Raw genomic sequence first — 26,383 nt, 5'->3', positions numbered from 1 at the left:
CGCACGGAAGCAGGGTCGCCCTGTATAGCATGCGATTGCCACGCTGCGCTCGCAATGACATGGTTTTATTTCCAGCCGAGTGGCAATTATTCCCAGGCCTCTGGCCTGCGTGATACCCGGCGGCCGGGAGGCCGCTTGATAGTTACCACCGGGCTGGAGCCGAGCGGTGGCTTGCTTTTTTATTACTATTTATTGCCGTAACTTTCCCGCTTTATCCTTGTTACCACATTGTGAAAACATACGTTTTAAAAAGAGAACAATCTATTCCCATTGGCATTGAACAGGCCTGGGATTTTTTCTCATCGCCATTAAATCTGGCTAAGATCACTCCGAATGATATGCGTTTCGTGGTAACTTCTGATTATACAGAAACAACTAAAATGTATGCGGGAATGATCATCACCTATAAAATATCACCGTTGTTAGGCATCAACATGAACTGGATGACGGAGATCACCCACGTTGATGATAAAAAATATTTTGTTGATGAGCAGCGTTTCGGCCCTTACGCTTTATGGCACCATCAGCACCATTTTAAAATTATTGAAGGCGGTGTACAGATGACCGATCTGTTGCATTACGCTATTCCCTATGGAGTAATAGGCCAGTTAGCGAATGCTGTTTTTGTTAAAGGAAAGGTAGAGCAGATATTTGATTACAGGGTAAAAGCGATAGAGGAGCTGTTTGGGAAATACAAGTAACTGCCGCGGAATTACCTAACTGCCGCAGAATCACCTCCATGTCATTGCGAGCGCAGCGTGGCAACCACATGCTTTACAGAGCCGCTGTGATATTGCAGCATTTTGTAAATTAACCACATGAAACTACACCAATACTATGTTTAGATCATTACGAACCAGGCAAACACGGTATTATATGTTGGTGTAACCAATGATATTAAAAACCGTATATCCGAGCATAAGCTGAAAATATTTAAGGGATTCACAGCAATGTATAATTGCAATAAGCTGGTTTACTTTGAAGATTTTCAATGGATTCAGGATGCTATCGCAAGGGAAAAGCAATTAAAAGCAGGTTCACGTCAAAAAAAGATTGACCTGATTATTGCAGATAATCCATTGTGGAACGATTTGAGCGATGGGTGGTATGATTGATGGCGAGCAATACAATAATGCGTAGTGTGCCTTGTGTGATTGCTCTGCCTAGCATGCGGTTGCCGCGCTGCGCTCGCAATGACATATTATTTAATCACGGCAGATTATAATTTTATTCCCCCGCCAACACAGCCTCTTCTTCAACTACCTTAACTTTTTGCCTGTTCAGCGTCAACGCAAACACTGCTCCTGTTGAGGCCATGATCACGCCGACAATTTCAGGAGAAGTAAAGCCTAAGCCCCAGGCAATGGGCAGGCCACCCAGAAAAGCACCCAAGGCGTTACCGATGTTAAAAGCAGCCTGTGTAGCTGCTGCGCCGAGCATTTCGGCACCTTTGGCAGTGTTGATCATTAATGTTTGAATAGGCGAACCCGCGGCCATTGAAAGCCCGCCTGTTATAAATGTCATGACAAGCGACAGGATCTGATTTTGCGACACAAAGAAGATCACAACCAGCGATATAGCCATGGTGATCATCAATATTAAACAGGCTTTTACCGGGGAAACTTTATCCGCCAGTTTACCGCCGACAAAATTCCCTACCACCATGCCCAGGCCTGCTAATACCAAAACATAAGGAACGCTGCTGGCCGAAAACTTTGATACCTCGGTCATGAGCGGGGCGATGTAGCTGATCCAGGCAAAAAGTCCGCCTGTACCAATGGCTGTTAAACCGATGATGAGCCATGCCTGTTTTTTTCTGAAAAATGAAAGCTCCGAGCGTATGTTTCCTGCATTATTGGGGGCCAACTGTGGCAGCCATAACTGGATAAATGTTAACGTAATTAAACCTATTGCTGATATCATCCCAAAAGTATAGCGCCATGAATAATGGTGACCGATATAAGTACCCAGCGGAACGGTGAGCAGGTTGGCAATGGTAAGCCCGGCAAACATGACAGATATGGCCTGGGCCTGTTTGCCTTTGTCGGCAAGGCGGGTAGCTACTACCGAGCCCACGCCAAAGAACGCGCCATGTGGTAAACCTGCTAATAGCCTCGAAAACAATAAAACGTAATGATTGGGAGCAAAGGCCGAACATGCATTAAAAACTGTAAAAATAATCATCAATACAGTCAGGATCTTTTTAGGCGGATAACTGCTGGTAAAGGCAACCAATAACGGTGCGCCAATAACCACACCTAATGCGTATGCCGAAATCAGGTGCCCTGCAACGGGGATGCTGGTATGAAAATCATTGGCAATATCAGGCAGCATGCCCATCATCACAAATTCGGTAGTGCCAATACCAAGGCCGCCTAAGGTTAGTGGTAGTAAACTCTTTTTCACGTTGTTGTTTTATATTAAATGATATTGATGCCTGCTTCCCTGTATGCAGAGAGTTCTTCATCGTCGGGAGATACATCGGTAATGATGGTGTCCAGTTCTGTAACCGGACCTATGTAGTAAGGATCGGCCTTGTTTATTTTTTCTAAGGTGGATAGGGCGATGGTTTCTTTTGAAATTTCAATCATCGTTTTCTTGATCTCGGCCTCTTCATAATCCCTTGTGGTGATGCCGATGGTAGGGTGTACACTGCAGATCCCAAAAATGCAAAGATCGGCACGGATGTTCCTGAACGCATTGATTGTTTCGTGGCCGATAGTAGTAAACGATGATTTGTACAGGCGACCTCCTGCAAATATTACTTCAACAGTTGGATGATCTTCAAGTGCATTTGCCACCGGGAAGCTGTTGGTAACTACGGTTATCCTTAAATCGTCGGGCAAACTTTCAGCAACTGCCAATGTCGACGTGCCACCATCGAAAAGTACTACCTGCCCGTCTTTCAAAAAGCTTAATACTTTAGATGCGATTACTTTTTTTGATGCGACATCGTGCTTTTCCCTTGCCCGGTAATGGTGAGGGATAGGGGAGTGGGCAACTGCGCCACCTCTTACAGCTGTTAGCAGCTTCTGATCGGCTAATACTTTGATGTCGCGGCGTACGGTATCTTCCGAAACATTGAGTTTCTCACTCAGTTCGGCAAGCATAACCTTGTTATCTTTTGATACGTGATCTAATATGATCTGGAGTCTTTCTTCTCTTACCATGTTTGCAATATGATGCAAAGTTATAATTAATTTGCAAAATATTGCAATTATACTTTGCTTTGTTGCATGAAAACGCAAGAAAAGAAAACCATTGCTATCGATATGGATGGTGTTATGGCCGATGTCGAGCCGCAACTGATCAAATATTACGAACAGTTGTATGGCGTTACAACAACCCTTGAAGCTATAGACGGCTTATCTCATGCGGAGGCTTTTCCGCTGGATGCTGTAACGAAGGCTTCCCTGAACTTACCCGGTTTTTTTCGCACGCTACCGGTTATGCCAGGCGCTATTGAGGCAGTTAAAAAGCTGATGGAAGATTACGAGGTTTACATTGTATCGGCCGCTACGGAATTCCCGCTGTCGCTATTCGAAAAATTGGAATGGCTTCAGGAGTATTTCCCGTTTATTAGCTGGCGCAATATTGTGCTGTGCGGTGATAAAAGCATCATCCATACCGATTACATGATAGATGACCATTGTAAAAACCTCGACTACTGCAGCGGTAAGGCGATCATGTTCAATGCCCATCACAACAAAAATGAACATCAGCACATACGGGTCCACAATTGGGATGAAGTATTAAACCTATTTGAAAAAGAGGTGCAGGAAGCCTGACGAAGTGTTTAAAGAACCATTTATATAAAGTGTAAGAATCATTGCCGTTGACTTTAGTCGACGGAATAATGACTGAAAAACAAGGGCTTTAGCCAAAATACCGCTTGAATAATTGGGCTGAAGCCCGCAATAGTATTTCCTTTCACCGTTGACTAAAGTCAACGGCAATGAATACTTTTCATTGTAAATAGCTCTGGAGGGCTTATTTCGTATCTATCCGGTAATTTAGTGATGCCGAAAAATTGGTGCCTGCGCCGGTATTGCGCCCAGTAACAAAGGTGCCGCCCGTTAAAAACAGCGAGAGGCTTTTAGCGAACGCATGGCCGTAACTCAACGATACCTGGTTAAAGGCAAAGTTTTTACTGGCGCTTGGGTTTACGTTAAAATCCTTGTTGATACTGGTAGCATAAAAGCCGCCTACACTTAAGGAAATCTGCTCGCGGAATTTTTTATCAAGCGTTAAGCCGTATGTGGCATTGTACCTGTCCTGGAAAACACTTTCGTAGCCAAAGTATTCGCGTACGCCATTTTCGAGGATGAAAAATGAGTTTTTGCCGAACAGATGTCCACTGCCCGCAAAAGCCAGTTTAAGCTCGGCCCCTTTTTGGTTATAGCCCAGTGCTGTGTTTGTATACATAGGCACAATAGCTGTACCCTGTAGGCTGAAATAATATTTATAATTGATGTTGGCCAGGTAATACCTGATACCTACTTCCAAATCCTGGAAACCAGAACTTTTGCTGGTGCCCAGATCTGTACTAAAAGTATTCATTACATAAGGCGCCAGTACCGACAGGGTAAACTTGCGGCTTAATCCAACTTCTGAATATAAAGAATAGCTCCATGAACTGAATTTGCCGTTATTGGCAAAGGCTCCTTTATGGCTGTCGGCATCCCAGGCTTTATTGGCAAAAAAGTAAGTTGCCGAGGGCGACAGCGAGATCCTGCCTGGCCTTACCGGGAAACCTCCTGCATAACTTTTGCCTGTAGCTAAGGCCAATATCACTATCCCCGCGAGCAAATATTTTGATAAAGTATTTTTCAAGGTCATGTGTGTAGATTTTAAAAGTTTTAAAACAAACCAAAGGTATCGCGCATCCAACGGCCCTCATAATCCTTGTATACCTGGCTTACTTCGTGTGCAAGGTTTTTAAATACCAATACGTGTTTATCACCATGCATTGAATTAAATACGGCGTAACCGTTGTTTGGTGGCACGTAAGGGTCTAAAAGACCTAAACCCAGAATGGTTGGGCATTTTATGGTTGTTGCAAAGTTTTTGGTATCGTAATAATCGAGATTGTTTAATACCTGGTTGAAAGTTACACCCGGCTTGCTTAACGTATATTTTTTAATATCGTTGATGGGCCATTCAACAGCGCCAACCAAATTGCGGATATCGCTCATGATAGGGTTTTGCGCCGAGCAAAGCGTTACCCGATGATCAAGCCCTGCAAGTGCAATGGATAAATATCCGCCCATGCTACCACCTGTGGCCAGGATCTGATCATGCCTCAGGTTAGGCTGTGCGTAAATAAAATCAACGGCACGTACGCAATCCATAATTACGCCGCGCATTACGTATTTGTTTTTATCCTCAATGTGGTAGGAGATAAAGGCATCGCGTTCGGTGTGGATTACGTCGCGGCTGGTACCTTGTCCGCGGGTGTTAAGGGTAATGATCACCAGGTCGGGGTCGAGGCCTACTATAGGGTATAGCTTTACCTGGTAACCAGGTAAGCCAAGCAGTACCGAAAATTTCTTGTTTTTATTTTTGCTGATGGGCACCGTCATATAACCGCGTATGGTAAGGTTATCCAGCGATTTCATCTCTATTTCGTAAACCTTGCGGTTTTCGGTGTTCATGGATGGTATCTCGGTAATTTTATAGTTGGGTTTTACCCTGGCCAGCTCATCTTTGGCGGTTTGCCAAAACTGGTCAAAATCGGCAGGTTTGGCATATTGCGACCTGATCTCATCTGGCCTGATCCCGAAAGCGCGACGCGTGGTATCGTCATAATCGCTCACGTTGATCATCATATTAACCTTGTAAAAACCTGTTTTTAGGTTAGGTACATCAAAATCATATTTGGAAGTGCTTTTTTTGGCGAGGTTTACCGGTTTCGACAGTGTTTTTACAACCTGTCCTTTATCAGTGGTGATATTGTATGATATGGTACCTTCCTGGTTGGTATTGTAGGTGTTTTTAACTTCAAAACTAAACGAGGCGGTGGAGCTAAATTCGCCATCCTTATTGTTGATAGTTAATACGGTTGATACCTCGTCGCCACCACCGCTTTTATCGTTGGCTTCGGCTGTTTCTTTTTCGGTTTCCTGGGCCACGGCCGGTCTCACGGCACCTATGGTCAATAATGCGAAAGCTATGATCAGTAATTTATTAGCGTTTTTTAGCATGTTATATTTAGGCTTTAATCTTAGCTGATTCATTTTCGGGATTGCGTGCTTTGTTTTTGATCAGGAAATCGGACCTGCGGATATAATGATTAAGCGGTTCTTCAATTAACTTAAACAACGTTATTGAAACGATATTTAAAACGATGAACGCATATAAAAGGTTTAAACTATCGTACTCAAACGGCGAATGCCAGTCGAGCCCCCATTTGTCGTAAAGTTCAAAAACATAGTCATTAAGGCTGTTCATCCCATGATGTATGAAATTGTACATATAGCCTAAATGGATTAGGTAAAATATGTATGAGCTTTTACCCAGCAGCTCAATAAAAGGGTGTGCTAAAAACTTTTTAAGCAGGGTTGTTTCGGTAAGCAGACCGTAAAAGAAAATGGCAATTGCCGTAGCCAGTAAATAGTTATTGGTGACAATGCCCCATGGGTTATGCAAACCGGCTTCGTATCCTTTCGGGATAGTTAAGGTCGACATGATCCACACACAAAAGAAGATCATGAAAAAACCCAGGTAAGTGAATTTCTTTTTGCTTGTGCCAGCCAGTTTTTGCTTCCGAACGATGAGGGCCAGTTGAATACCTGCGAAAAACTCGAAGCATCGGCCTAAAAAGGTGTACAACATCATGAATGTAAAGTTGCCGAAGAAACCGAACCAGTTTACGCGGCTAAAAATCAATACGAGTATAACACCTAAGCCTGTTACCGCGATAGGCTGGATATAAAACTTTCTGTATTTAGTAGCTATCAGGAAAATGAACGGCGCCGAAAAGTAAAAACACTCTTCAACAGTGAGCGACCAGCCCTGGGCAATGCCTGTAAATTTAAACTGATCAAAAAAGCCACGTATAAAAACGATGTTCATGAAAAACATAACCACCGGGTTTTGCCCCGCCGTTACCGTTTGATTTTGCGTAAAATGATAAGCTATGAACGCCCCAATAGTAAGCAGTGCATACATGGGATAAATACGGGCTACCCTGTTTTTAAGGTATTGTAAAAACCAGGCTTTGGTTAATTTAAAGCTGTCAAAATACCTAAAAGCTATCAAAAAGCCCGAAAGCACAAAGAAGATAGTAACGCCGATATGGAACTCGTTAAAGAACCGTTGCACAGAGTGGGGAAATTTTTCATCAAACACATATGCAAAATGCGAGATAAAAACCAGGTAAGCAGCCATGGCCCGCACACCGGTTAATGCCGGGATATAATTGGATTGCGCTCTTTGTGACAAAATAGACGTATTTTAACTTTCAGATCAATTTAATTATACGTAAATGTTTGCAAAATGGATACCAATGTTGAATAAGTAAGGGGTGAATTAAGTGGTAGTAGCAGTTTTTAGTGGCAGTAAGCAGTTTGCTTATTCGTTAAACCTGAACCGGGATTTGGGGGGATTTGTCGGATTGATGGATTTTGCCTGCAAATATCTGTTCGGAAGATGAAGTTATATTTAAATAAAATATGTCATTGCGAGGAACCACCAAGGAATCCCCGGAAAAAATCGTAATGACGTGCAAGATATTTTTTAGAGATGGTGCGCTGGGCTGCGTTAGGGATGGGAGCGGATACCGGCCTCGTGGCTAAGGCTTGTGTAGTATGAGCGTACAGCCCGGGCCGCAGGCAACGCCCATATTATAAAATCCACTCAAAAAAACATACTTAATAATCTGCGCCGTTGTTGGTGTTGTCACCAACAACTCCTATTTATTCAATAGATCATATTTTTTAATTACGTTATCATTGATAAGCCGATGGGCAATGTTGTTGGTGACAACACCAACAACGGCGAGAGTATAAAAAATCTCGCCAATCCTAAAATCTTATAAAGCAAGGTTCAGCCCACTTCCCTGCACCACACCCTTGCTTAAAATCTTTTGATCAATGTAATACTGGATCTCCGATTTTTTCAATCCCCAGTTGGGGGCGATGAGCAGTTCGCGGTCGCTGAGGCCGAAGAGGCGCTGGATTACGATGTCCGGGCGAACAAGGGGTAGCAGTTCGCACAGAAAATCGGCATATTCATCAATGCCAAACAGGCGGAACGGTTCGCGTTTGTATTTTACGCCCATTACCGAACCCTCAACAATATGCAGGTGGTGGAATTTTACAAACTTGATCTGTTTAAAGCGATTGATCTCGTCGGCATATTTCAGCATCATCTCCTTAGTTTCCCATGGGAAACCGAAGATGGTATGTACACAAATATCCAGTTTGGAATTTTCGACCAAAGCAAGCGCTTTCACCAGCTCCTCGTGGCTGCAGCCGCGGTTAATCTGGTTCAGGGTATCGTTGTAGATACTTTCCATGCCCATTTCAAGGTCAACATCAAAACGGTCGGTATAGCTTTCCAACAGGGCAATCTTTTCGGCATCAATACAATCAGGGCGGGTACCTACCGATAGGCCCACAATATCTTCAGTGCCATAGCTTAGTGCCTCGTCATACATCATTTTAAGATAATGAGCCGGCGCATAAGTATTGGTGTTGGGCTGAAAGTAAATAATAAATTTATCGGCCTTATTACCTTTGCGGGCACGTTCCATACCTTCCTCAACCTGTTGCCTTACAGTGGGGGCATTGCGGCTAACCGAGGGGGTAAAGGAATCAACATTACAATAAGTACAACCGCCGTAGCCTTTTGAGCCGTCACGGTTGGGGCAGGTAAAACCACCATCAACAATTACTTTAAACACGCGATGGCCTTTGTATTTTTCCTTAAGCCAGGGCCCGTAATTGTTATAGCCTTTTTCCCAGGTTGTTATTGCTTGCTGTTCCACTTTGCTTTCCTTGATTTTGACGACTTGTTTTGATTTGATCGATCAGGCGGCAAAGATAATGAATTTTTAGCGACGTAACTATTGAGCTACACCTTGTGTACCAGGCATTAGAATTGTTTAATTGCTAAGTTTAAAATAATGATCAATCTCGACTTCTTTATAGACATTGCCTTTCGAATCAACGTCAACATTTTGGTAAAACAAAATCAGTTCATTAGTCGTAAGTGATTTTATTTCAAACGAAAAATCGTTTCCAGGGTAGGTAGCGGCCCCATCTTTAACAGAAAATGTGTGGAAGGATAGTGTTTTGTCACTCAAAATATAAGTATAGGGTATTGTCAAAGTGGTCCATTTTTCAATCCCGGTTCCATCGGCTTTAAAATCGTAAGAATCACCCTGGGCATTTGTTATATGTGTTTTGGTAAGTTTATCGTTGGTATACTCGCGGATGGTATCTTTTGCGTTTCCCCATTTGCCAATAATAAGGGTTTTGAAATCGGGTTTTGAGGGAGTTGGATTGTTGTTTTTGCTGCCGCAACCGAAAAATATCAATGCGCATGCGCACAGAAGCAGGGTTTTATTCATTTTTGTGATAAGGATTTAAATACACTGCAATATATTTAATTAAAATGATCTACGGCTGGTTGTTTTCGTAACGATCGCTATTTCAGGCGGATATTTTTTATTCTTGTGGTTTTTAGTGGTCGGAATTTTAATAGCTCAACTTTTGCCCGGACTAATTTAATTCACCTTTAGATAGGCCTTTTTGTAAGTGCTCAGGATCTCGGTTATTTTGGATGGGTCCCGCTTTTCGAACAGGTGGATTACCCATACCGTAAAACGCAGCATGCCTACCGGGTTAACAATCCCTAAACCCAGTTTGTTGATATCATTATCCCTGCTGGCTATTTGTTTAGGATAGGCCTCCCCGGTACGGGTAAACAGGTCTTCGGCAAAGCACCAGGCGCCGTCGCGGGCGTTGCTGAGGGCAAACTGGATGAGGATAGAATTATTTTGCGCATGCAGGCCTGCCAGCGATAACAATGGAGAGATTTGGTTCAGCTCGCTGATCACCTCATAAGTTAGCGCCGAAAGTATGGTGTTGATGGAATTAAAATCTTTATGAACTTCAGTTAATGGCTGATTGAGCTTACGGGCTACTTCTACAACGGCAACGCCCAAATCAAGGTTGATATGTGCGTTCATGCCGATGAGCAGGTGCTGTAATACCAGTTTTGACGATTTGCTAAAAATGCCGAAAGCAAGCTGCCAGCAATTAGAACAGGGCTGCTTTTGCTGCCAGCTACGGTAGGCCGCAATATACCTGTTGGCGAAAATCACATCCAGTTGCTCCATACGGGTGGGGTTTTCAAACTCGCCGTTTTGGATGCCTTCTCTTACCTTGCAGGTAACCTTATGATACAGCGCTGCAAAATACCCGGCCCTGCTGTCGGTTTTTATGGCGTCGGCAATAATGGCTTCTAACTGTTCAATAATTTGATCAATAGTTTGGGCTTGTGCAATAGGTTCCATAAAGGCAGATAAGTTCAGGGGAATTTAACTGTTTTAAAGATAGGATTTTTGTTGATGGCTTGTACATCAGGTTTTTAAACGTGACGAAAAGCGTATTCGTTACTGTCTTATTAATTAATGATTTATATTTATACCTGTTTTCTTTAATGTTCTAAAATAAACCTTACCTATGACTTCAGAACAGTTAACAACAGAGATAGATGGCCTTAAAAAAGAGCTGGCCAAGCTTAAAGAAACTTCGGACGAGGATAAGAAAAAGGATTTTTGGCTCAAGTTTTTTTCGTCCATCTTTTTGCCGCTGGCTATTACCGCATCGGGCTATTGGTTTTCGCAGGCCATAAAAAAGCAGGATATGGAGCAATCGCGCGATCATGATGTGCTCGCCAATCAGCAGTATCAACAACAAATGCAGCTATCCATACAAAGCCAGCGACTGGAAACTTATAAATTTATCACCCCGCTGCTGGAAATTATGGTAAACAACCCTGATGCGCAAAAGCGTGTTTATGCAGCCAAGGTGATCACTGAAGTACTGCCGAATGAAGCGCCAGAGCTTTTGAAAACGGCCATCGCTTCTGATCCGGCAAATACCAAAAAGTATCAAAGCGCGTTTGACAGCACGCAGGTAAAACTGGTAGCAGGTTTGTTTTCAGATAACGCCTCAACCCGCACAAACAGCGCCAATGATATTATGGTGAACTGGTATAAAACCTCAAGCATAGTACCGCAACTCATTGATTATGCATCACAAAATATGAATAATACCAATGGCATTTTTAATACCGTAGTTGTACTGCAAAATATGCATGGTAATGTTTTGAAAGCCAATAAAGCTAAAATCCAGGACTTTCTACAAAAGGTAATGAAGCTGGATAACATGCATAATACGGTTGCTAATGCAAAAGATCTGTATAAAGCTTTAAATACACTGTAATTTACTGCACAAATAAGTGTGAAGTTATTTTGATTTTGGTGCTTGTTTAAGGTTATTAATAATGATATCCTAATTTTTTAATCTAAAAGAAATAATAATTGCAAAAGTGCCTTTTTGTTATCGGGAAACGGCTATTTGATAAAACTAAAGCATGTTTTATACGTACTAATTATAGTATTAATTAATTATTCACCTAAAAATTAAACACTATGATTACGTTATTAATAGCATTAAGCGCAAGTGCATTATGCGGTTTTTTTGTTGCGCACAGTACAAATGAAAATGAATGTTAAATGTAATAGGTTAAACAGGGTAATTATGTGAAAAGGCTGATCAGAGATGGTTGGCCTTTTGTGTTGGTGATAATCCAGCTGGACGCGTTCGCTACCGCAAGGCTGTGCCTTGTGGCAAATATGCTAAGACATGAATTAGCACAGGAAAAATGTATTTTTAAATCATGAGCCGTAATTATAAGTTCCATAATGCTGAAGGTCTTTATTTTGTGAGTTTCGCTACAGTATTTTGGATAGATGTTTTTGTACGATTGGAATACTTTGATTGCCTGGTAAAAAATTTAAATTATTGTGTTGCAAATAAGGGAATGGAGATTTATGCCTATTGCATAATGCCAAGTCACGTTCACTTAGTGTTCAGATCGACGGTTCAAAAGCCTGAAGACTTATTGAGAGATTTTAAATCACAGACATCGAAACAACTTATCAGACTTATTAACGAAAATAACCAGGAAAGCCGACAGGAGTGGATGTTGAATGCATTTAAAAAAGCGGGACTTAAAAACAGCAACAATCCCGGCAACCAGTTTTGGCAGCAGCATAATAAACCTATCGAACTTTGGAGTAATGCTGTACTTCAGCAAAAGATAGATTACATTCATAATAACCCTGTAGTTGCCGGTTTGGTAGAAAACGACTATGAGTATTTGCACAGCAGCGCACGCGATTACTCCGGGACAAAGGGTTTGGTTGAGGTAATAACTACTTAAAGCAAATGCACGGCTTATACTTTATATAGCGCAGATGCACGGTTTTATACCTTGCATGCGGGCCACAAGGCACAGCCTTGCGGCAGCGTTCCCGATTTTTTTTTGCTACCGCAAGGCTGTGCCTTGTTGTAAACATGCTAAGTATCGAATTTGCTTGCGGTAGCAGGGGGACAAGACATATTGATTTGCTTGCGGTAGCAGGGGCTATCTTACCCTCTCGAAGATTTCCCCATAAGTTTCGACACCGTCTTGCAGCACCATATCCCTTTTAAAGCATATCAGATCTGCAATTGTCCCTTGCAACCGATTGGGATTGTCTTTGTTAACGGTTAAGTATCCCAAAAGCTTACCGTTGCCGTCGACAACGCGCGGCGGGTATTTTGCCTTGGGATTATACGGCGAAAAGTTACTGGTCACAGAACCGTACCTGCCTCGTTCATTCCAGATCGACTTTGGACTATGGGCAGAACCATAATCGGAAAAGAAACTCCATATAGACTTTGGTGTTTGGCTATCGCAATCAAAGCAGCCCAGAAACTGGTCATAGTGTTTACCTCCATAAATTTTCGTTAGGCCTTGAGCCTTTGCGGCAATGGAACTTATGACAGTCAAGAAAAGTAATAGCGCCAGCTTTTTCATTATAATCTTCTGTTTATCATGTACGGATAGGCAAAGCATAATATCTGTGAAAAATACGTGAAATACCGTGAAAACACCTATTGTATTTGCTAATAGTTACTTATAGGTTTATATAAGCAATTCAGCTAAATCTAAATTATAAATCATGGCCCAAGTTTTCAAAAAGAGCGATCTTCTTTATTCAGGTTATAAAGATACAGCTTACCCAGCTGATGACCCCAAATTGACTGGTAAACCTGATATTACATTGTTAAATAGAGGTGAATCATATGAAATGGTTTATTTCATTAATAGATATATGGAACGTAAGGATTGGAAACAGGTTGCTACCGGGCAGAAAATTGAAAAATATTTAAAAGAAAGTAAGGAAAGCAATAAGTCACATGCATTTTGGACAAGCGACTTGGATAAAAACTTCAAATTAAATTAATGGGAATTGACGTGTCAGTATTGTCAGGATGGAATCTCTGTTTGTTTTTAATCAATCTTAGAGCGACAGGTTGTCATGGTTTTGAATGCCTGTCAGGTTCTGTTGAAAATTATCTGAATTTTGTAATGCTAAAATAGATGGAATACTATTTCCTTTAGTATTAAGTGGCGTGCTATTATTTAATTATTTTGAAAAATATTTTTTTGAGATTTTAATATTTAATTGTCGAAAAATATTAGCTGTGTTAATGTAAATTGAACAATTGTAGCAGTGAAATTACATGGCAAGACTTTTGAGCGGCAAATTTTGAAAAGGCTTGCAGGATGGCCGTCCAAACAAGCCTTTAATTTGTCATGCATCGGGTACTGCTGTAACAGTCCGACAGATTAGATAATGTGTTTATCAGCGCGCAAAAATAAAAAATGTTTGTATATGACAAATTTTATTTTGCTTCTGTAGATCAATCTCTTCAATCCTTGTGCCGTAGATAATCTTCCTGACACGTGATAGAAATGGAAGAATTTGCTATGGACTGCCAGTCTATAGCAAATTATTTAAATCAAGTTAATTTTTAAACTACAATGGCAACAAACGGTAAGTCTGGCGATGGCAGACGTTATGGAGCGGTATTAGATCGTTCACAAACATTTAATCCTCAAACCCAACAATGGGTGAAGAGAGATACGGGGACAGGTAAGTTTTTAGACGTTAAACAGGATGGTGCTCCTTTTAAAGGAGTGAGAAAGGAGAATAATGGACGGTAAAACTAAATTGTCAGCCTTGAAGACTCGGAAATTTGGCGAAGACTATTCGCCAGATCAACTTTTTGAAAATTTCGAGGGTACTGTCTCTGATCAATTATTATATGTAACTGAATCTATGAGACCTGTCGAACGATCTTATACAGAGAATACATATAAACAGTGTGTAAGAGTTCAAGATCAGATAAAAAGCAACATTAATCATATTCATTCTGGTATTGATTTTCAATATCAGGGATCGGTACCGCTAAATACCCATATAAAGCGGCATAGTGATGTGGACATACTGATAGCAACGGGGAGATATCATTGGGTTACACTGCCTTTGACTCCCGACAATCCTTATCTTGGTAATGCTAAGAACGATCTTATAGAGTTGAGAAAAGATGTAGTAGATACAATTCAAAATACATTCCCCGCTGTAGATATAGATGATACAGGAGGAAAGGCCGTAGCGATTTGTGGAGGTTCGTTAAATAGAAAGATGGATTTGGTTCCTATTTCATGGGTTCATAATGTTCAATCAACTAATAGTAGGGACTTTACATATAGGGGCATTAAGCTATATGATAAAAATAATAGAGAATATATCACAAATTATCCGTTTTTACATATATATCGCTGTGATCAAAAGGATTCCTATGTAGATGGAAAATTTAAAAAAATAGTACGCTATGTAAAAAACGTGATAAAGGACTCAGATCGTCAAATTAGTATATCCAGTTACGATGCAACGGCTCTGATGTTTCATTTGGGCAACAGTGAGCTTATGGTTACAGCCAATGATCCGGCGCGACTGTCGGCTTTAACGGAGGCTTTTCTTTTAAAAGTGATCAATGATCCTTCTTTTCGCATTTCTGCTTTGGTTCCTAATGAGACAAGGCCTTTGTTTGATGATAAAGGATTAAAACTTGATGAAGTTGTAAAGCTGTACGAAGAGATTAAGGAAATTAATTACAGTGTTCTTGTATCTTATCTTTCAATAAACAGAGACCAGAGGTATTTAGTTGACCAATATTTTCAGAAAAATTAGATAATAAGATTTCGAAATGGAGCAAAAAACTGAGACTAATATACTTTGTTTGGATGGGGGAGGAGCAAAGGGGATTTATACATTAGGAGTATTAAGTGAATTTGAAAAAGCTGTTGGTAAGCCGTTACATGAATACTTTCAATTGATATATGGAACCAGTACTGGTTCCATAATAACTTCGATGATTGCTTTAGGTTATAATATCGAAAAAATCAAGGCACTTTATCTAGAACTTGTACCAACAATTATGAAAAAATGGACAAAAGCAGGTAAAAGTCGAACGTTAAAAAGATTAGGAGCAGAGGTATTTGGTGACCTTAAATTTGATGCTTTTAAGACAGGGGTCGGTATTGTTTCGATGAATTATGAGACACAAAAACCTTTAATCTTGAAAAATGATATAGAACGCGCTCATGGTACTAAAAGCTCATTTGTACCGGGCTTCGGTGTTACCATATTAGATGCAATCGAAGCATCGTGCGCCGCCTGTCCTATTTTTAATAAAAAGATACTGAAGACTGCTAATAAGGAGAATATTACAGCTATTGACGGAGGATTTATTGCCAATAATCCAACTTTGTTCGCGATAATCGATGCTAAAAAAGCACTCAAACTAAATGATGAGGATATTCGAATATTGAGTGTCGGAGTTGGAAATTATATAGAGAAGCCAATAAAAGTTCAAAAAATCTTAAGCCGTTTTGAAATGGCGCAAATTGCAAGTCGGGTACTTATCGCCAGCTCAAATACAACGGAAGTTGTGACAAAGCTTCTTTTTCCAGAACTAATGATCACGCGTATAAATGAAACTTTTGCACAGCCACAGCATGGGACTAATATGATGGAAAATAATCCAATTAAATTGAGCAATATGTACAAGTTAGGTATAGGGTCTTACGCTAATTACGAAAGGGATATAATTGGAGCGTTTAGAATAAAATAAACTTTCAATAAGTTAGAGTGATATAAAGATTATTAGAATAGAGAATTAAAAATGAATAATATGACACAGCAACAAGTAGTTACAATTCATACCTACACAGGGACTTTTGGAACAGAGAATTTTAGTGAACAAGAATACCCGGTACTATCTGCATATTTAAATGATGGATATTTGGTTAAACAAATCTTACCTGTTACAACAGGAGCAACATCGTCATACATGTATTCCCTAACCTTTGTACTTGAGAAGATTGAATATTAAATGCATTAATTACTAAATGAAACTAGCCGTAATCCGAAGTAGTATTTAAACTTTTGGGTTGCGGCTTATTTGTAAGTTGGTAAAAGAATGTTCTCTCCTAACTGGCGCGAGTATGCTGCGTTGGCAAAGCGTTGGCGTACTCGTAACTTTTGCTAAATGCATCATCAGTTATTTGAAAAGTCACGAGTATCCCATATCTCAACCCAACCCTACATACTCGCGCCAGAATATACCGTAAAAGCACCCTCATCCTCCCGCAACCCCCAACACCCTGTTCACCGCCGATAAACTCATTTCCAACCTGCCGGCAATCTGCCTTTGGCTCAAACCCTGTTTATGAAGTGCGAGTACATCTGCTGCCCGGCGTTGCCGTTCTACCTGGCTGTAGCGGCGCAAGTGTTTAACCTCGTTATCGGTATGGGAAAATACAAATTTTAAGAAACCATTTTGCCTTTCCAGCCGGCCGAGGCATACGTTATGGCTGCCGTACATTTCGGCGGTGCTGCGTTGTTTTACCTGTTTCAGGTAGCGGTAGCCGGGTAGTGTCTGGCTTTCGGCCATGGCGAAGGCGCTGTCGCAAAAGTTGATGAGCATTTTGCTGCCTTGCAGGTCGTTGCGGGTAATGGGCAGGGCCGGGTTGCGTTTGGGGGTATGGGCAAGCACCAGGATGCTGAGGCCATGCCGGGTTTTAAGCAGCTTAAGCTGTTTCATGAGCGAGAGGGCCTGGCTGCTGCGCTCGGTGCCGTTGCGCAGGCAGGTAATATTATCAATAATAAGCACCCTGGCATCGGTACGTTTAATGGCGCGACTAAGGCCGTGGGTAATAAACTCATCAAAAGTTTTAAAATCATGCGGCAGGCCGGTCATCTGGTTAAATTCACCGCGGTAAAAATTTTCGTGAAAAGTGTGGGTGCTGCTGCCATCGGTGTAGCGTTGTTCAAACTGTTTGCCGCTCAGCTCAAAATCAATATATAGCACCGGGCTGGGTTCTGCATCCATTTTAAAAGGTGTAATGGCTTCGCCGCGGGCAATACTGTCGCCCAGTTGTACGGCCAGCAGGCTTTTGCCCATATTGGTATCGGCAAACAGGATGCACAGCTCGCCCTCGAGCCAAAACTCGCCAAACAGCATGTGTGGTGTTTGGTGTCCGCGTTCCATCTCCATCCATGCGCTGGCCTGGTGAATAATGAACAGATCGGGGATGCCATCCGGATCATAAACCCTTGGGCGGATTCCTTTTTTAGCGTCTCTGCGCGCCGCATCGCGCACATTGGTGCGGATCATTTCCACAACCAGTGGTCTTCCATTTTTTTCAATCATAGTATTATGTTATCGATAAATTGAGGCTTAGTCTTTAGTCCAAAGTCATAGGTGCCGGGTACAGAAGCAAAAAAAAGACTTCAGACTTAATACTATTGACTTAAGACTAAGGACTATTGACTTAACAAGTGTCACCCGGAAGGATTTTCGTAAGCCCTCTCCTTTGGAGAGGGTTGGGTGAGGTTCAAATTTACCGGCAACCGTTTGCAATATTGGTGGCACTGTTTTGTCAGTACCCCCGATGAATAATCGGGGTGGCCATAAAAAAATTAGAAAAAATAACAGAAAATTGCGGAAAATGCCTGTCGTAAAATCAGGTTAAACTATTGGCGTAATAGATCATGAAATTCACTCGTGAAAGGTTTAATTGCTGATAGTCAGATATTTAATGATCTTTCGCTAAAAATGATAATCTGTTGATTTTTAGCATGTTTCATAAAATGCCTGTCCCGCGTTTTAACGCTCAAAAAATGGAACACTTGTGATTTTTAAGAAAAAGAGCCATCAGGCTATTTCACTTTTTTTTCGGGAATCAAAAAATTGGGACACCTCATTTGTTACAAGCGATGGGTGCAAATGGAATACCACTTTAATTTGCAATATCACGCTTATGATCAGAATAGCCATCCATACGGCAAACCATTTAACCGAAAGCCGGGTATCAATAACAGCTTTAAAAAACAATACCGTCATTACCAGCAGTGCCAAAGCCATGGTATAGGTAAATTGCTGCCAACTGCTCACAGGTAAAAACCTAAATGCGTAAGTTGAAAACATGGTGCAGCTTCCGGCCAGGCAGGCAAACGCTATACGCCTGATAAATATCCATTTGTTCTCTTTAAGCAAAACCATTGCGGCAATGGTGATAATCACCCATTTTATGGCTGCAACAATGTTGGATAGCAATATAATATCGGGTGTAACCACATAGCCAAACTTTTGTTCAATGAACCATGCTGTTATCATAACTGACACAGCAAAATAAATGATAGCGGTTACGGCGTTCCGGGTATTAGCAGGCATTAACAGGCTCGGGGGATTTTGGGTGATAAATGTATGTATTTATAATTTAATAAGGAAACCCCTCCCAACCCTCCCCGGAGGGGAGGGCTTTTAAAAAACGCACTTATAGCCTCACCTAAATCCTCTCCAAAGGAGAGGACTTTAAGAAAAAAAAGAGCTCCCTCTCCTTTGGAGAGGGCCGGGGTGAGGTTAAACAACAATAGCGACAGGTAAGCCCATCGCTATTGTCTTATTCTTATATAAATAGGTGTAACTAATTACAAACCGAATGCTGCTTTAACCTGGTCTACATAATCAAGTTTTTCCCAGGTAAACAGTTCAACCTCGCGTTCCAATTTGCTGCCATCGTGGCCAACAAAAGTTTTGGTCACAACTTCATTTGGTCTGCCGAAGTGGCCGTAAGCTGCGGTTTCGCTGTAAATAGGGTTACGCAGTTTGAAACGGGTTTCGATAGCGTACGGGGTCATGTTAAAAATGCTTTCTACTTTTTTAGCGATCTCGCCGTCATGCAGGTCAACCTTGGCAGTGCCGTAAGTGTTTACGTAAATGCCCATTGGCTGCGCCACACCGATAGCGTATGATACCTGTACCAATACCTCATCGCACAAACCGGCAGCAACCAGGTTTTTAGCAATGTGACGGGTAGCGTAAGCAGCCGAGCGGTCAACTTTTGAAGGGTCTTTACCTGAGAAAGCGCCACCGCCGTGAGCACCTTTACCACCATAGGTATCCACAATGATTTTACGACCGGTTAAGCCGGTATCGCCATGGGGGCCGCCAATAACAAATTTACCGGTTGGGTTGATATGGTACTTAATATCGTCGTTAAAAAAGTGCGCGTATTTAGGATATTTAGCTTCAACGCGTGGGATCAGGATGCTGATAATATCAGCTTTGATCTTAGCCAGCATAGCAGGCTCGTCGTCAAAATCATCGTGCTGGGTTGATATAACAATGGCATCGATACGCTGAGGTTTGTTGTCATCGCTGTACTCCAAAGTGACCTGCGATTTTGCATCCGGGCGAAGATACTTGATCTCGTTGTTTTCGCGGCGGATGGCTGCAAGCTCAATTAATAAGGCGTGGGCGATATCAAGGGCAAGCGGCATATAGTTATCGGTTTCAACGGTAGCATAACCAAACATCATCCCCTGGTCGCCGGCACCCTGCTCTTCTTTGGCGGTGCGGTCAACCCCCTGGTTAATATCAGGCGATTGTTCGTGGATGGCCGATAGCACACCACATGAACTGCCGTCAAACATATATTCGCCTTTGGTGTACCCGATTTTGTTGATCACCTCACGGGCAATCTTCTGTACATCCAGATAGGCTTTTGATTTTACTTCGCCGGCTAAAATAACCTGGCCTGTGGTTACCAGCGTTTCGCAGGCAACTTTCGATTCGGCATCAAATGCTAAAAAATGATCAATCAGCGCGTCCGAGATCTGATCAGCCACTTTATCCGGGTGACCTTCTGATACGGACTCTGAAGTAAATAAATATGACATAAAATTTAAATAAGTAAAATTAAAATCGACTGGGAGGGGCTTAACACGGATCGAGTGGTAAAAAGAAGCATGGTTTTAGCACTTTTTTACGTGGTTGCAATCCGGCTCCAGTGTAAAAAGGAGCATTAAATCAGTCCACATTCGGGCGGTAAAAATAAAACAAATTTCACAAAGCCGAAAATACATTTACTTTTGACGATTGAAATAATATATATAGTTGAAACGGAAAGCGTTATTTATAATAAACCCAATTTCGGGCGGGAAGAAGAAGGACGGGGTGCCTGAACTGATTAAAGATACTATTGATGCCGGTGTAATGGAGCCGGTTATAGCTTTTAGTGATGGCGTGGCACATGCAAGGGTTATCGCATCCGAAGCAGTAGGGAAATTTGATATAGTGGTTGCGGTTGGCGGCGATGGTACGGTTAATGAAGTAGCTTCGGCTATTGTTGATACTGATACCTCGCTTGGAATAGTGCCATTTGGCTCGGGCAATGGGCTTTCGAGGTTTTTGGGTATTCCGATGGATACAAAGAGTGCTATCAAAAACCTGGCATCAGGCCGTACCGAAATTATTGATTCGGCCAGGATTAACGGGCAGCCATTTTTTAACATGGCGGGGATGGGGTTTGATGCCCACATCAGCGAGATTTTTTCGCACGGCAAAAAACGTGGCTTTATCAGTTATATCAAATCGTCGATAAAAGAAGTGGTTGGCTATCAGTCGCAAAACTATCATATAGATATCGACGGAAAAAAATATGATTACAAAGCATTTATGCTCAGTATTGCAAATTCGTCGCAATATGGTAATAATGTGCACATATCGCCCAAGGCAAGTCTGCAGGATGGTTTGCTGGATGTTTGTGTGATTAAGCCTTTTCCGTTGTGGAGGTTTCCGGAAATGAGCATGCGTATGCTGGTTAAAGCAACTGAAAGCTCAAAATATGTAGAAATTATTCGCGGCAAACAGATCCTGATAAAAAGAGAACATACCGGCCCTATCCACCTGGATGGTGAACCCCAGGTAGCCGGTACAGGAATAGATATCAATATACTGCCCAATTCATTAAGAGTTATAGTTGGCCCGTCATTTAAAAACTGATCAATATGGCTAAGAAAAATTTTACCGGCGTAGTTTACTCAACTGATCCGGATTTTCAATACCAGGAAAACGGTGGGGGAGAGCAGGATACCCTACCGCCACAGCAACAAAACCTTAAAATATACCTTGACCGTAAGGGCGGTAGCAAACTGGTTACGCGTATTTCGGGCTTTATCGGCGCGGATGCCGACCTGGAAGCCGTAGGGAAAAAACTGAAATCCAAATGCGGGGTTGGAGGTTCTGTTAAGGACGGCGAGGTCCTGATCCAGGGCGATTTTAGGGACAAAGTGTTAATTTTACTGCAGGCAGATGGCTATAAAGCCAAAAAAGCAGGCGGGTAGTATTAACTAAACATTATAAACCGTAGTTTAACAGAATTATTTGAAAGGAGCGTTTTTAAACAAAGTGTGCAACTATATGTTACAAAGCTTGCATTGTAGTTAAATGTAACATGCAGCTTTTTATAAACTTTGAAAAAAAACACCTGATTTTAGCTTGGTAACACAAATTTTATATGTTATCACTTGCTATTTTTAAAAAAAATGGTTTTCATTGCAAATAATTGTGTTGGTAACACACAATAAATTTGTATTGTTGCGTTTATAAACACCAACAATACACAGAATGATATTCTGTATTAAAAAATTGTAAAGAATAACATAAATGGTTTTTTTAATTCAATAAAATTCTATTTTTGTTATTCCCAACAAACAGCGCATTTTAACTAACTTATAAAATAAACAAAAACAAAAACTAAAAATTCAAAAGTAATGGCAAACGCACCAACAAAACCAACTACTCCTGTTAAGAAAGAAAGCTCAAGTGCATCGGGCATGTTTGCTTCTTTAACTATTCCAATTTGTCTTATTGTTACAACTTGTATCTTTATATTCATTTTAGGTGATCCAAGCCACTTTAAAGGTGGTGATGTTAACGCTTATCCAACAGACATATTTGGAACAGTTCACAGTGGTGGTGTTATCGTACCAGTGATCATGGGCTTCTTATTAATGGTTATCGTTTTCTCTATCGAGCGTTTCATCGTTATCAGCAAAGCTTCAGGTACTGGTAGTGTTGACAGCTTCGTAAGGAAAATCCAGGCTCTTTTAAATGCAGGTAACATTGCAGGTGCTTCTGCAGAGTGCGACAAACAAAAAGGTTCTGTTGCTAACGTTATCAAATCAGCATTGAAAAAATATGGTGAAATGGAAGCTGAACCAAACCTTGACGTTGATCAAAAAACTTTAGCTATCCAAAAAGATATTGAAGAGGCTACTGCTTTGGAAATGCCAATGCTTGAGCAAAATTTAACTATCATCGCTACTTTGGTATCTATCGGTACATTAACCGGTCTGTTAGGTACGGTTGTGGGTATGATCAAAGCGTTCTCTTCATTAGCAACAGCCGGTGTACCTAACCAGGTTGAACTATCAGCTCACATTTCTGAAGCCTTGATCAACACTGCATTCGGTATCAGTACTTCTGCTATTTCAATTGTTATGTACAACGTGTTTACATCAAAAATTGACAAGCTTACTTACGCTATTGATGAAACCGGATTTAGCATTGTACAAACATTTGCTTCATCTCACAAAAATAAATAAGAATATATTAGTGCTTATGCCTCGTGCACAATAAGTTAGAGGCAAGATAGTTAATACTGAAACACTATATATTTTTAAGAAATTTTTAACATGGCAAGGATAAAAGTTCCAAGAAAGAGCACCGCAATTGACATGACCGCTATGTGCGACGTGGCGTTTCTGCTGCTTACTTTCTTCATCATGACCGCAAAAGTAAAAACCGAGGATCCGGTACCTATTGATATACCGAAGTCTTCAATCCAGCAGCCAGTACCTGAGTCTGATTTTGCTACAATATCTGTAGGTGATCAAAAAGCTTTCTTTGGTGTTGAAGGTGTTGATATCCGCAAGGAAACTTTGAACCAAATGGGTTCAATATATCATATGACCTTTACGCCTGAAGAACAAACCAGATTTTCTTCTATCAATTCATTTGGCGTGCCAATGAATCAGTTGAAACAGTTTATTGCTTTATCTGCCGATCAGCAAAAGAAATATGCTCAGCCGGGTATTCCGAGAGACTCTGTTTCGGCAGAGCTTACCAACTGGATTCGTCAGGCCCGTATAGCTACCAAAGCCTTACATAACAAGGAACTTCGTTTGGCTATTAAAGGTGATAGCAAAGAGGAATATCCGGTTATAAAGGATGTTATCGGTATTTTGCAAAAGCAAAAAGTTAACAAGTTTAGTTTAATTACGGATTTGGGCAGCGCCGGTGGTGGTGCAGCTAAAAAATAAAAGAAGACCATGGCAGAATTAGATACCTCCGGGGGAGGCAAACACAAAGGCGGTAAGGTTCGCAGTAAAAAGCAATCAACCCGTGTAGATTTAACCGCGATGGTTGACCTGGCTTTCTTGTTGATCACCTTCTTCATCATGACCACTACACTCGCTAAACCAAAGGCGATGGATTTGGCTATGCCTGATAAAGATGAGAAAACAAAAGATCAGCTGGATATTGCCGCTTCTCGTTCGATGACCATTTTATTGGGAAGCGACGATAAATTGGAGTGGTATATCGGCGAGCCGGGAAAATCGGCACCAACAATTGACAACTTCGGTCCGAATGGATTGCGTAAAACGTTAATTGAAAAAAGTAAAGAAGTACAGCAAAAAACAGGCAAATACATGTTTGTTGTGATCAAACCAAGCGATAAATCAAAATATAAAAATATGGTTAGCACGCTTGATGAGATTAACATAGCAAATATCCAGAGCTACGGCATTGTAGATATATCTGCACCGGAGATCGAGTTGCTGAAAAAAGACGGCTTGTACAACGATAATAAATAGTATTAAATAACGTTATTAATTTCCATTAAAGCCTTAACAGATGTTAGGATCAAAATTAGACATACTAAAGCAGGAATGGATCGACGTTGTTTTTAGTAATCGTAATAAAGCCTATGGGGCTTACGAGTTAAGAAAGGAAAATTCGAAAAACACCAGCAGGTCATTGATCATCGCTATCGTGGTTTTTGTATTTATAGTTTCTTTACCAACTATCATCAACAAGATCAAAGGTCTTATCCCTGCGAAAGACGAAAAAGTGAAGATAACAGACGTGGTTCTGTTACCTCCACCACCGGTTGACCAAACCAAAAAACCACCTCCGCCGCCACCTGAACCACCAAAACCAAAGGTAGACCAGGTACGTTTCCCTCCTCCGGTTGTAAAACCAGATAATGAGGTTAAGGAGAAAGATCCGCCAACTGTAAAAGAGCTTGCTGTTGCGGATCCGGGTCAAAAAGACCAAAAAGGTGATCCTAACGCCGAAATCAGAATTGATGAGCCGGTAGGTAATTCAGACGTTAAACAAGTGGTAGAGGCCGATCCTAACCAGATCTTTACTTCGGTTGAGCAGGTTCCGGAATTTGCCGGCGGTTTAGAGAAATTTGGTCAGTACCTGAGCAAAAACATCAGGTATCCGGCTGTAGCCCGTGAAAACAATACACAAGGTCGTGTAATTTGTACATTCGTTGTGGAAAAAGATGGTTCTTTAACTGACATTAAAGTTGTTAGGGGCATCGGCAGCGGTTGCGACGAAGAAGCGGTTCGTGTATTGAAAAATTCACCAAAATGGAAACCTGGTATACAAAACGGTCGTCCGGTTCGTGTACAATACAGCGTTCCAATTAGCTTTACTTTAGCATCTGAAGAATAAGTAATGCCATTTAATTACAATAAAGAGCAAAAATCGCCCAAAAGGCGGTTTTTGCTTATTTTAGGAACCGCTGCATTTATTTGCTTCGTGGTTTTAGGTCTCATGATTATGTTCTGGGACGCGCTTCCGTTACAACTGCAACATTACCAACGTTTACTTTTCGGTGCGTTTATTATTGGCTACGCGATTTTAAGGTTTTCAAGATTGTTTAAGAAGGATCAGTATGAAGATTAATTTACGGGTTGTATACGTATCGATCTTATTTGTTTCGATGGCCTCTTTACAGGCTTGTAAACAGAAACAAGTAAAATCTGTACCAACCGATGGCTTCAACACAGGAAGGGCAACTTTTGCTGCCGATGAGTCTTTTTCGCCTATAATAGCACAGGAAGAATACGTTTACAGGAGCCGGTACCCCAACGCCGACCCGGTATTTGTTTATAAAACAGAAAACCAGGCTGTAAATATGTTGTTAAATGACAGTGTAAGGGTTGCCGTATTATCACGTGATCTGGATACTGCCGAACGTAATATAATCACCCGCCGTTCGTTGGATGTTCAAGTTATACCTTTTGCAGTAGATGCAATTACATTAATAGTAAATAAAGCATCGGGCGATACTACTATAACGGTTGCCCAACTAAAGAAAGAACTTAATGGCCAGGGTGTCGGAAACAAAACTATAGTTTTTGATAATCCAAACTCAAGTTTGGTAAGATATTTGAAGGATTTCTCTGGAAATAAGGAGTTTAAACAAAAAAACATTTATGCTCTAAAGTCAAATATTGATGTTATTAAATACGTAAGTGAGCATTCGGATGCTATGGGTATTATAGGTTTTAGCTGGATTAACAACCCTGAAGAAGCCTATGCCGGTTATGTTGACAAAGTGAAAATAGTGGGTGTTAAAGATGAGGGGAATAAGAAGTACCCTAACGAATTTTTTAAACCTTCGCAGGAATCACTTGTCTTAAAACAGTATCCTTTAAGCAGGGCGCTATATTTGGTTAATTGTTCGAGTAAAAATGGTTTAGCCGCCGGTTTTGTTACGTTCTTAGCCAGTGATGTAGGGCAACGGATCATATTGAAATCGGGTTTATTACCTGATTCGATCCCGCCGAGAGAAATAATTTTAAAAAGTAAACTATAACTAA

At 41.2% G+C, this 26,383-nt stretch carries 29 protein-coding genes; 17 read left to right on the top strand and 12 right to left on the bottom strand.

What is annotated here, in order from left to right:
- Window positions 1-230 precede the first annotated feature (230 nt).
- Window positions 231-701 (top strand): SRPBCC family protein, encoded by a 471-nt coding sequence (locus tag AC59JO_RS04550; protein WP_413669397.1) that lies wholly within the window; start codon window positions 231-233, stop codon window positions 699-701.
- 144 nt (window positions 702-845) lie between these two features.
- Window positions 846-1,115, top strand: a complete 270-nt coding sequence (locus tag AC59JO_RS04545) for a GIY-YIG nuclease family protein (RefSeq protein ID WP_497303863.1) — start codon at window positions 846-848, stop codon at window positions 1,113-1,115.
- 112 nt (window positions 1,116-1,227) lie between these two features.
- Here AC59JO_RS04545 and AC59JO_RS04540 read toward each other — a convergent pair whose 3' ends face one another.
- Together AC59JO_RS04540 and AC59JO_RS04535 are read right to left on the bottom strand one after the other, a co-directional pair.
- Complete coding sequence (locus AC59JO_RS04540; RefSeq protein WP_497303676.1) at window positions 1,228-2,406, bottom strand: MFS transporter; 1,179 nt, start codon at window positions 2,404-2,406, stop codon at window positions 1,228-1,230.
- 14 nt (window positions 2,407-2,420) lie between these two features.
- Complete coding sequence (locus AC59JO_RS04535) at window positions 2,421-3,170, bottom strand: DeoR/GlpR family DNA-binding transcription regulator (protein WP_497303674.1); 750 nt, start codon at window positions 3,168-3,170, stop codon at window positions 2,421-2,423.
- 66 nt (window positions 3,171-3,236) lie between these two features.
- Between AC59JO_RS04535 and AC59JO_RS04530 the strand changes: the two genes are divergently transcribed.
- Window positions 3,237-3,788, top strand: coding sequence for a 5' nucleotidase, NT5C type (locus tag AC59JO_RS04530; RefSeq protein WP_497303672.1), 552 nt, complete (start codon window positions 3,237-3,239; stop codon window positions 3,786-3,788).
- Window positions 3,789-3,990: 202 nt separating this feature from the next.
- Here the strand turns inward: AC59JO_RS04530 and AC59JO_RS04525 are convergent, their stop codons facing one another.
- The 6 genes from AC59JO_RS04525 to AC59JO_RS04500 all read right to left on the bottom strand — a co-directional run bounded on the left by AC59JO_RS04525 (window position 3,991) and on the right by AC59JO_RS04500 (window position 10,522).
- Window positions 3,991-4,839, bottom strand: a complete 849-nt coding sequence (locus AC59JO_RS04525; RefSeq protein WP_091217238.1) for a hypothetical protein — start codon at window positions 4,837-4,839, stop codon at window positions 3,991-3,993.
- Window positions 4,840-4,859: 20 nt separating this feature from the next.
- Complete coding sequence (locus tag AC59JO_RS04520) at window positions 4,860-6,203, bottom strand: acetylxylan esterase (RefSeq protein WP_413669392.1); 1,344 nt, start codon at window positions 6,201-6,203, stop codon at window positions 4,860-4,862.
- Window positions 6,204-6,210: 7 nt separating this feature from the next.
- Window positions 6,211-7,443 carry an acyltransferase family protein gene (locus tag AC59JO_RS04515; RefSeq protein ID WP_497303669.1) on the bottom strand — a complete coding sequence of 411 codons (1,233 nt, stop codon included), beginning with the start codon at window positions 7,441-7,443 and terminating at the stop codon, window positions 6,211-6,213.
- Window positions 7,444-8,032: 589 nt separating this feature from the next.
- The gene (gene mnmL / locus AC59JO_RS04510) at window positions 8,033-8,989 is read right to left on the bottom strand and encodes a tRNA modification radical SAM protein MnmL/YtqA (protein WP_497303667.1); all 957 of its coding nucleotides are present in this window, start codon (window positions 8,987-8,989) and stop codon (window positions 8,033-8,035) included.
- 117 nt (window positions 8,990-9,106) lie between these two features.
- A complete protein-coding gene (locus AC59JO_RS04505) occupies window positions 9,107-9,574 on the bottom strand; it encodes a hypothetical protein (RefSeq protein WP_413669389.1) in 468 nt (155 codons plus the stop codon).
- A gap of 156 nt (window positions 9,575-9,730) precedes the next feature.
- Window positions 9,731-10,522: a DUF5995 family protein gene (locus AC59JO_RS04500; protein WP_497303665.1), complete on the bottom strand. Its 792-nt coding sequence runs from the start codon at window positions 10,520-10,522 to the stop codon at window positions 9,731-9,733.
- A gap of 169 nt (window positions 10,523-10,691) precedes the next feature.
- Here AC59JO_RS04500 and AC59JO_RS04495 point away from each other — a divergent pair, with 169 nt between their 5' ends.
- Window positions 10,692-11,456, top strand: a complete 765-nt coding sequence (locus AC59JO_RS04495; protein WP_497303663.1) for a hypothetical protein — start codon at window positions 10,692-10,694, stop codon at window positions 11,454-11,456.
- 457 nt (window positions 11,457-11,913) lie between these two features.
- The gene (locus AC59JO_RS04490; protein WP_497303662.1) at window positions 11,914-12,459 is read left to right on the top strand and encodes an REP-associated tyrosine transposase; all 546 of its coding nucleotides are present in this window, start codon (window positions 11,914-11,916) and stop codon (window positions 12,457-12,459) included.
- Window positions 12,460-12,663: 204 nt separating this feature from the next.
- Here AC59JO_RS04490 and AC59JO_RS04485 read toward each other — a convergent pair whose 3' ends face one another.
- Window positions 12,664-13,098: a hypothetical protein gene (locus AC59JO_RS04485; protein ID WP_497303660.1), complete on the bottom strand. Its 435-nt coding sequence runs from the start codon at window positions 13,096-13,098 to the stop codon at window positions 12,664-12,666.
- Window positions 13,099-13,243: 145 nt separating this feature from the next.
- On the opposite strand from AC59JO_RS04485, the gene AC59JO_RS04480 reads away from it, so the two are divergent.
- The 5 genes from AC59JO_RS04480 to AC59JO_RS04460 all read left to right on the top strand — a co-directional run bounded on the left by AC59JO_RS04480 (window position 13,244) and on the right by AC59JO_RS04460 (window position 16,526).
- The gene (locus AC59JO_RS04480) at window positions 13,244-13,528 is read left to right on the top strand and encodes a hypothetical protein (RefSeq protein ID WP_497303658.1); all 285 of its coding nucleotides are present in this window, start codon (window positions 13,244-13,246) and stop codon (window positions 13,526-13,528) included.
- 581 nt (window positions 13,529-14,109) lie between these two features.
- Window positions 14,110-14,292, top strand: coding sequence for a hypothetical protein (locus AC59JO_RS04475; protein WP_497303656.1), 183 nt, complete (start codon window positions 14,110-14,112; stop codon window positions 14,290-14,292).
- Window positions 14,282-15,322, top strand: a complete 1,041-nt coding sequence (locus tag AC59JO_RS04470) for a nucleotidyltransferase family protein (protein WP_497303654.1) — start codon at window positions 14,282-14,284, stop codon at window positions 15,320-15,322. Before AC59JO_RS04475 ends, AC59JO_RS04470 begins: the two co-directional genes overlap by 11 nt.
- A 16-nt stretch (window positions 15,323-15,338) precedes the next feature.
- On the top strand, window positions 15,339-16,265 hold the full coding sequence (locus tag AC59JO_RS04465) for an anti-phage phospholipase (RefSeq protein ID WP_497303652.1): 927 nt from the start codon (window positions 15,339-15,341) through the stop codon (window positions 16,263-16,265).
- Between the two features lie 60 nt (window positions 16,266-16,325).
- Window positions 16,326-16,526, top strand: a complete 201-nt coding sequence (locus tag AC59JO_RS04460; RefSeq protein ID WP_497303650.1) for a hypothetical protein — start codon at window positions 16,326-16,328, stop codon at window positions 16,524-16,526.
- 246 nt (window positions 16,527-16,772) lie between these two features.
- On the opposite strand, the gene AC59JO_RS04455 is transcribed toward AC59JO_RS04460, so the two are convergent.
- The 3 genes from AC59JO_RS04455 to metK form a co-directional block, all read right to left on the bottom strand.
- Complete coding sequence (locus AC59JO_RS04455; protein WP_497303648.1) at window positions 16,773-17,846, bottom strand: AAA family ATPase; 1,074 nt, start codon at window positions 17,844-17,846, stop codon at window positions 16,773-16,775.
- A gap of 504 nt (window positions 17,847-18,350) precedes the next feature.
- Window positions 18,351-18,869, bottom strand: coding sequence for a hypothetical protein (locus tag AC59JO_RS04450; RefSeq protein ID WP_497303646.1), 519 nt, complete (start codon window positions 18,867-18,869; stop codon window positions 18,351-18,353).
- A 257-nt stretch (window positions 18,870-19,126) separates the two neighbouring features.
- Window positions 19,127-20,377, bottom strand: coding sequence for a methionine adenosyltransferase (gene metK / locus AC59JO_RS04445; RefSeq protein ID WP_497303644.1), 1,251 nt, complete (start codon window positions 20,375-20,377; stop codon window positions 19,127-19,129).
- A gap of 217 nt (window positions 20,378-20,594) precedes the next feature.
- Here metK and AC59JO_RS04440 point away from each other — a divergent pair, with 217 nt between their 5' ends.
- From AC59JO_RS04440 to AC59JO_RS04410, 7 genes are all read left to right on the top strand, one after another.
- A complete protein-coding gene (locus AC59JO_RS04440) occupies window positions 20,595-21,482 on the top strand; it encodes a diacylglycerol/lipid kinase family protein (RefSeq protein ID WP_413669376.1) in 888 nt (295 codons plus the stop codon).
- A gap of 5 nt (window positions 21,483-21,487) precedes the next feature.
- Window positions 21,488-21,823: a translation initiation factor gene (locus AC59JO_RS04435; RefSeq protein WP_413669375.1), complete on the top strand. Its 336-nt coding sequence runs from the start codon at window positions 21,488-21,490 to the stop codon at window positions 21,821-21,823.
- A gap of 429 nt (window positions 21,824-22,252) precedes the next feature.
- A complete protein-coding gene (locus tag AC59JO_RS04430) occupies window positions 22,253-23,086 on the top strand; it encodes a MotA/TolQ/ExbB proton channel family protein (RefSeq protein ID WP_274986920.1) in 834 nt (277 codons plus the stop codon).
- A 90-nt stretch (window positions 23,087-23,176) separates the two neighbouring features.
- A complete protein-coding gene (locus AC59JO_RS04425) occupies window positions 23,177-23,803 on the top strand; it encodes an ExbD/TolR family protein (protein WP_413669374.1) in 627 nt (208 codons plus the stop codon).
- 9 nt (window positions 23,804-23,812) lie between these two features.
- Window positions 23,813-24,358 (top strand): ExbD/TolR family protein, encoded by a 546-nt coding sequence (locus tag AC59JO_RS04420; protein ID WP_413669373.1) that lies wholly within the window; start codon window positions 23,813-23,815, stop codon window positions 24,356-24,358.
- Between the two features lie 40 nt (window positions 24,359-24,398).
- Window positions 24,399-25,229 (top strand): energy transducer TonB, encoded by an 831-nt coding sequence (locus AC59JO_RS04415; protein WP_274986923.1) that lies wholly within the window; start codon window positions 24,399-24,401, stop codon window positions 25,227-25,229.
- A gap of 223 nt (window positions 25,230-25,452) precedes the next feature.
- Window positions 25,453-26,379, top strand: a complete 927-nt coding sequence (locus AC59JO_RS04410; protein ID WP_413669372.1) for a PstS family phosphate ABC transporter substrate-binding protein — start codon at window positions 25,453-25,455, stop codon at window positions 26,377-26,379.
- The last annotated feature ends 4 nt before the right edge of the window (window positions 26,380-26,383 follow it).

Source organism: Mucilaginibacter sp. A5337, assembly GCF_059690695.1.
The sequence above is the reverse complement of the archived record's forward strand: the minus strand, read 5'-3'. Positions and strand labels throughout refer to the sequence as shown.

Coding starts and splice junctions, on each gene's coding strand:
- AC59JO_RS04535 (WP_497303674.1), bottom strand. CDS start 3,170: ATGGTAAGAGAAGAAAGACTCCAGATCATATTAGATCACGTATCAAAA.
- AC59JO_RS04530 (WP_497303672.1), top strand. CDS start 3,237: ATGAAAACGCAAGAAAAGAAAACCATTGCTATCGATATGGATGGTGTT.
- AC59JO_RS04525 (WP_091217238.1), bottom strand. CDS start 4,839: ATGACCTTGAAAAATACTTTATCAAAATATTTGCTCGCGGGGATAGTG.
- AC59JO_RS04520 (WP_413669392.1), bottom strand. CDS start 6,203: ATGCTAAAAAACGCTAATAAATTACTGATCATAGCTTTCGCATTATTG.
- AC59JO_RS04505 (WP_413669389.1), bottom strand. CDS start 9,574: ATGAATAAAACCCTGCTTCTGTGCGCATGCGCATTGATATTTTTCGGT.
- AC59JO_RS04500 (WP_497303665.1), bottom strand. CDS start 10,522: ATGGAACCTATTGCACAAGCCCAAACTATTGATCAAATTATTGAACAG.
- AC59JO_RS04495 (WP_497303663.1), top strand. CDS start 10,692: ATGACTTCAGAACAGTTAACAACAGAGATAGATGGCCTTAAAAAAGAG.
- AC59JO_RS04490 (WP_497303662.1), top strand. CDS start 11,914: ATGAGCCGTAATTATAAGTTCCATAATGCTGAAGGTCTTTATTTTGTG.
- AC59JO_RS04485 (WP_497303660.1), bottom strand. CDS start 13,098: ATGAAAAAGCTGGCGCTATTACTTTTCTTGACTGTCATAAGTTCCATT.
- AC59JO_RS04480 (WP_497303658.1), top strand. CDS start 13,244: ATGGCCCAAGTTTTCAAAAAGAGCGATCTTCTTTATTCAGGTTATAAA.
- AC59JO_RS04475 (WP_497303656.1), top strand. CDS start 14,110: ATGGCAACAAACGGTAAGTCTGGCGATGGCAGACGTTATGGAGCGGTA.
- AC59JO_RS04470 (WP_497303654.1), top strand. CDS start 14,282: ATGGACGGTAAAACTAAATTGTCAGCCTTGAAGACTCGGAAATTTGGC.
- AC59JO_RS04465 (WP_497303652.1), top strand. CDS start 15,339: ATGGAGCAAAAAACTGAGACTAATATACTTTGTTTGGATGGGGGAGGA.
- AC59JO_RS04460 (WP_497303650.1), top strand. CDS start 16,326: ATGACACAGCAACAAGTAGTTACAATTCATACCTACACAGGGACTTTT.
- AC59JO_RS04455 (WP_497303648.1), bottom strand. CDS start 17,846: ATGATTGAAAAAAATGGAAGACCACTGGTTGTGGAAATGATCCGCACC.
- AC59JO_RS04450 (WP_497303646.1), bottom strand. CDS start 18,869: ATGCCTGCTAATACCCGGAACGCCGTAACCGCTATCATTTATTTTGCT.
- metK (WP_497303644.1), bottom strand. CDS start 20,377: ATGTCATATTTATTTACTTCAGAGTCCGTATCAGAAGGTCACCCGGAT.
- AC59JO_RS04435 (WP_413669375.1), top strand. CDS start 21,488: ATGGCTAAGAAAAATTTTACCGGCGTAGTTTACTCAACTGATCCGGAT.
- AC59JO_RS04430 (WP_274986920.1), top strand. CDS start 22,253: ATGGCAAACGCACCAACAAAACCAACTACTCCTGTTAAGAAAGAAAGC.
- AC59JO_RS04425 (WP_413669374.1), top strand. CDS start 23,177: ATGGCAAGGATAAAAGTTCCAAGAAAGAGCACCGCAATTGACATGACC.
- AC59JO_RS04420 (WP_413669373.1), top strand. CDS start 23,813: ATGGCAGAATTAGATACCTCCGGGGGAGGCAAACACAAAGGCGGTAAG.
- AC59JO_RS04415 (WP_274986923.1), top strand. CDS start 24,399: ATGTTAGGATCAAAATTAGACATACTAAAGCAGGAATGGATCGACGTT.
- AC59JO_RS04410 (WP_413669372.1), top strand. CDS start 25,453: ATGAAGATTAATTTACGGGTTGTATACGTATCGATCTTATTTGTTTCG.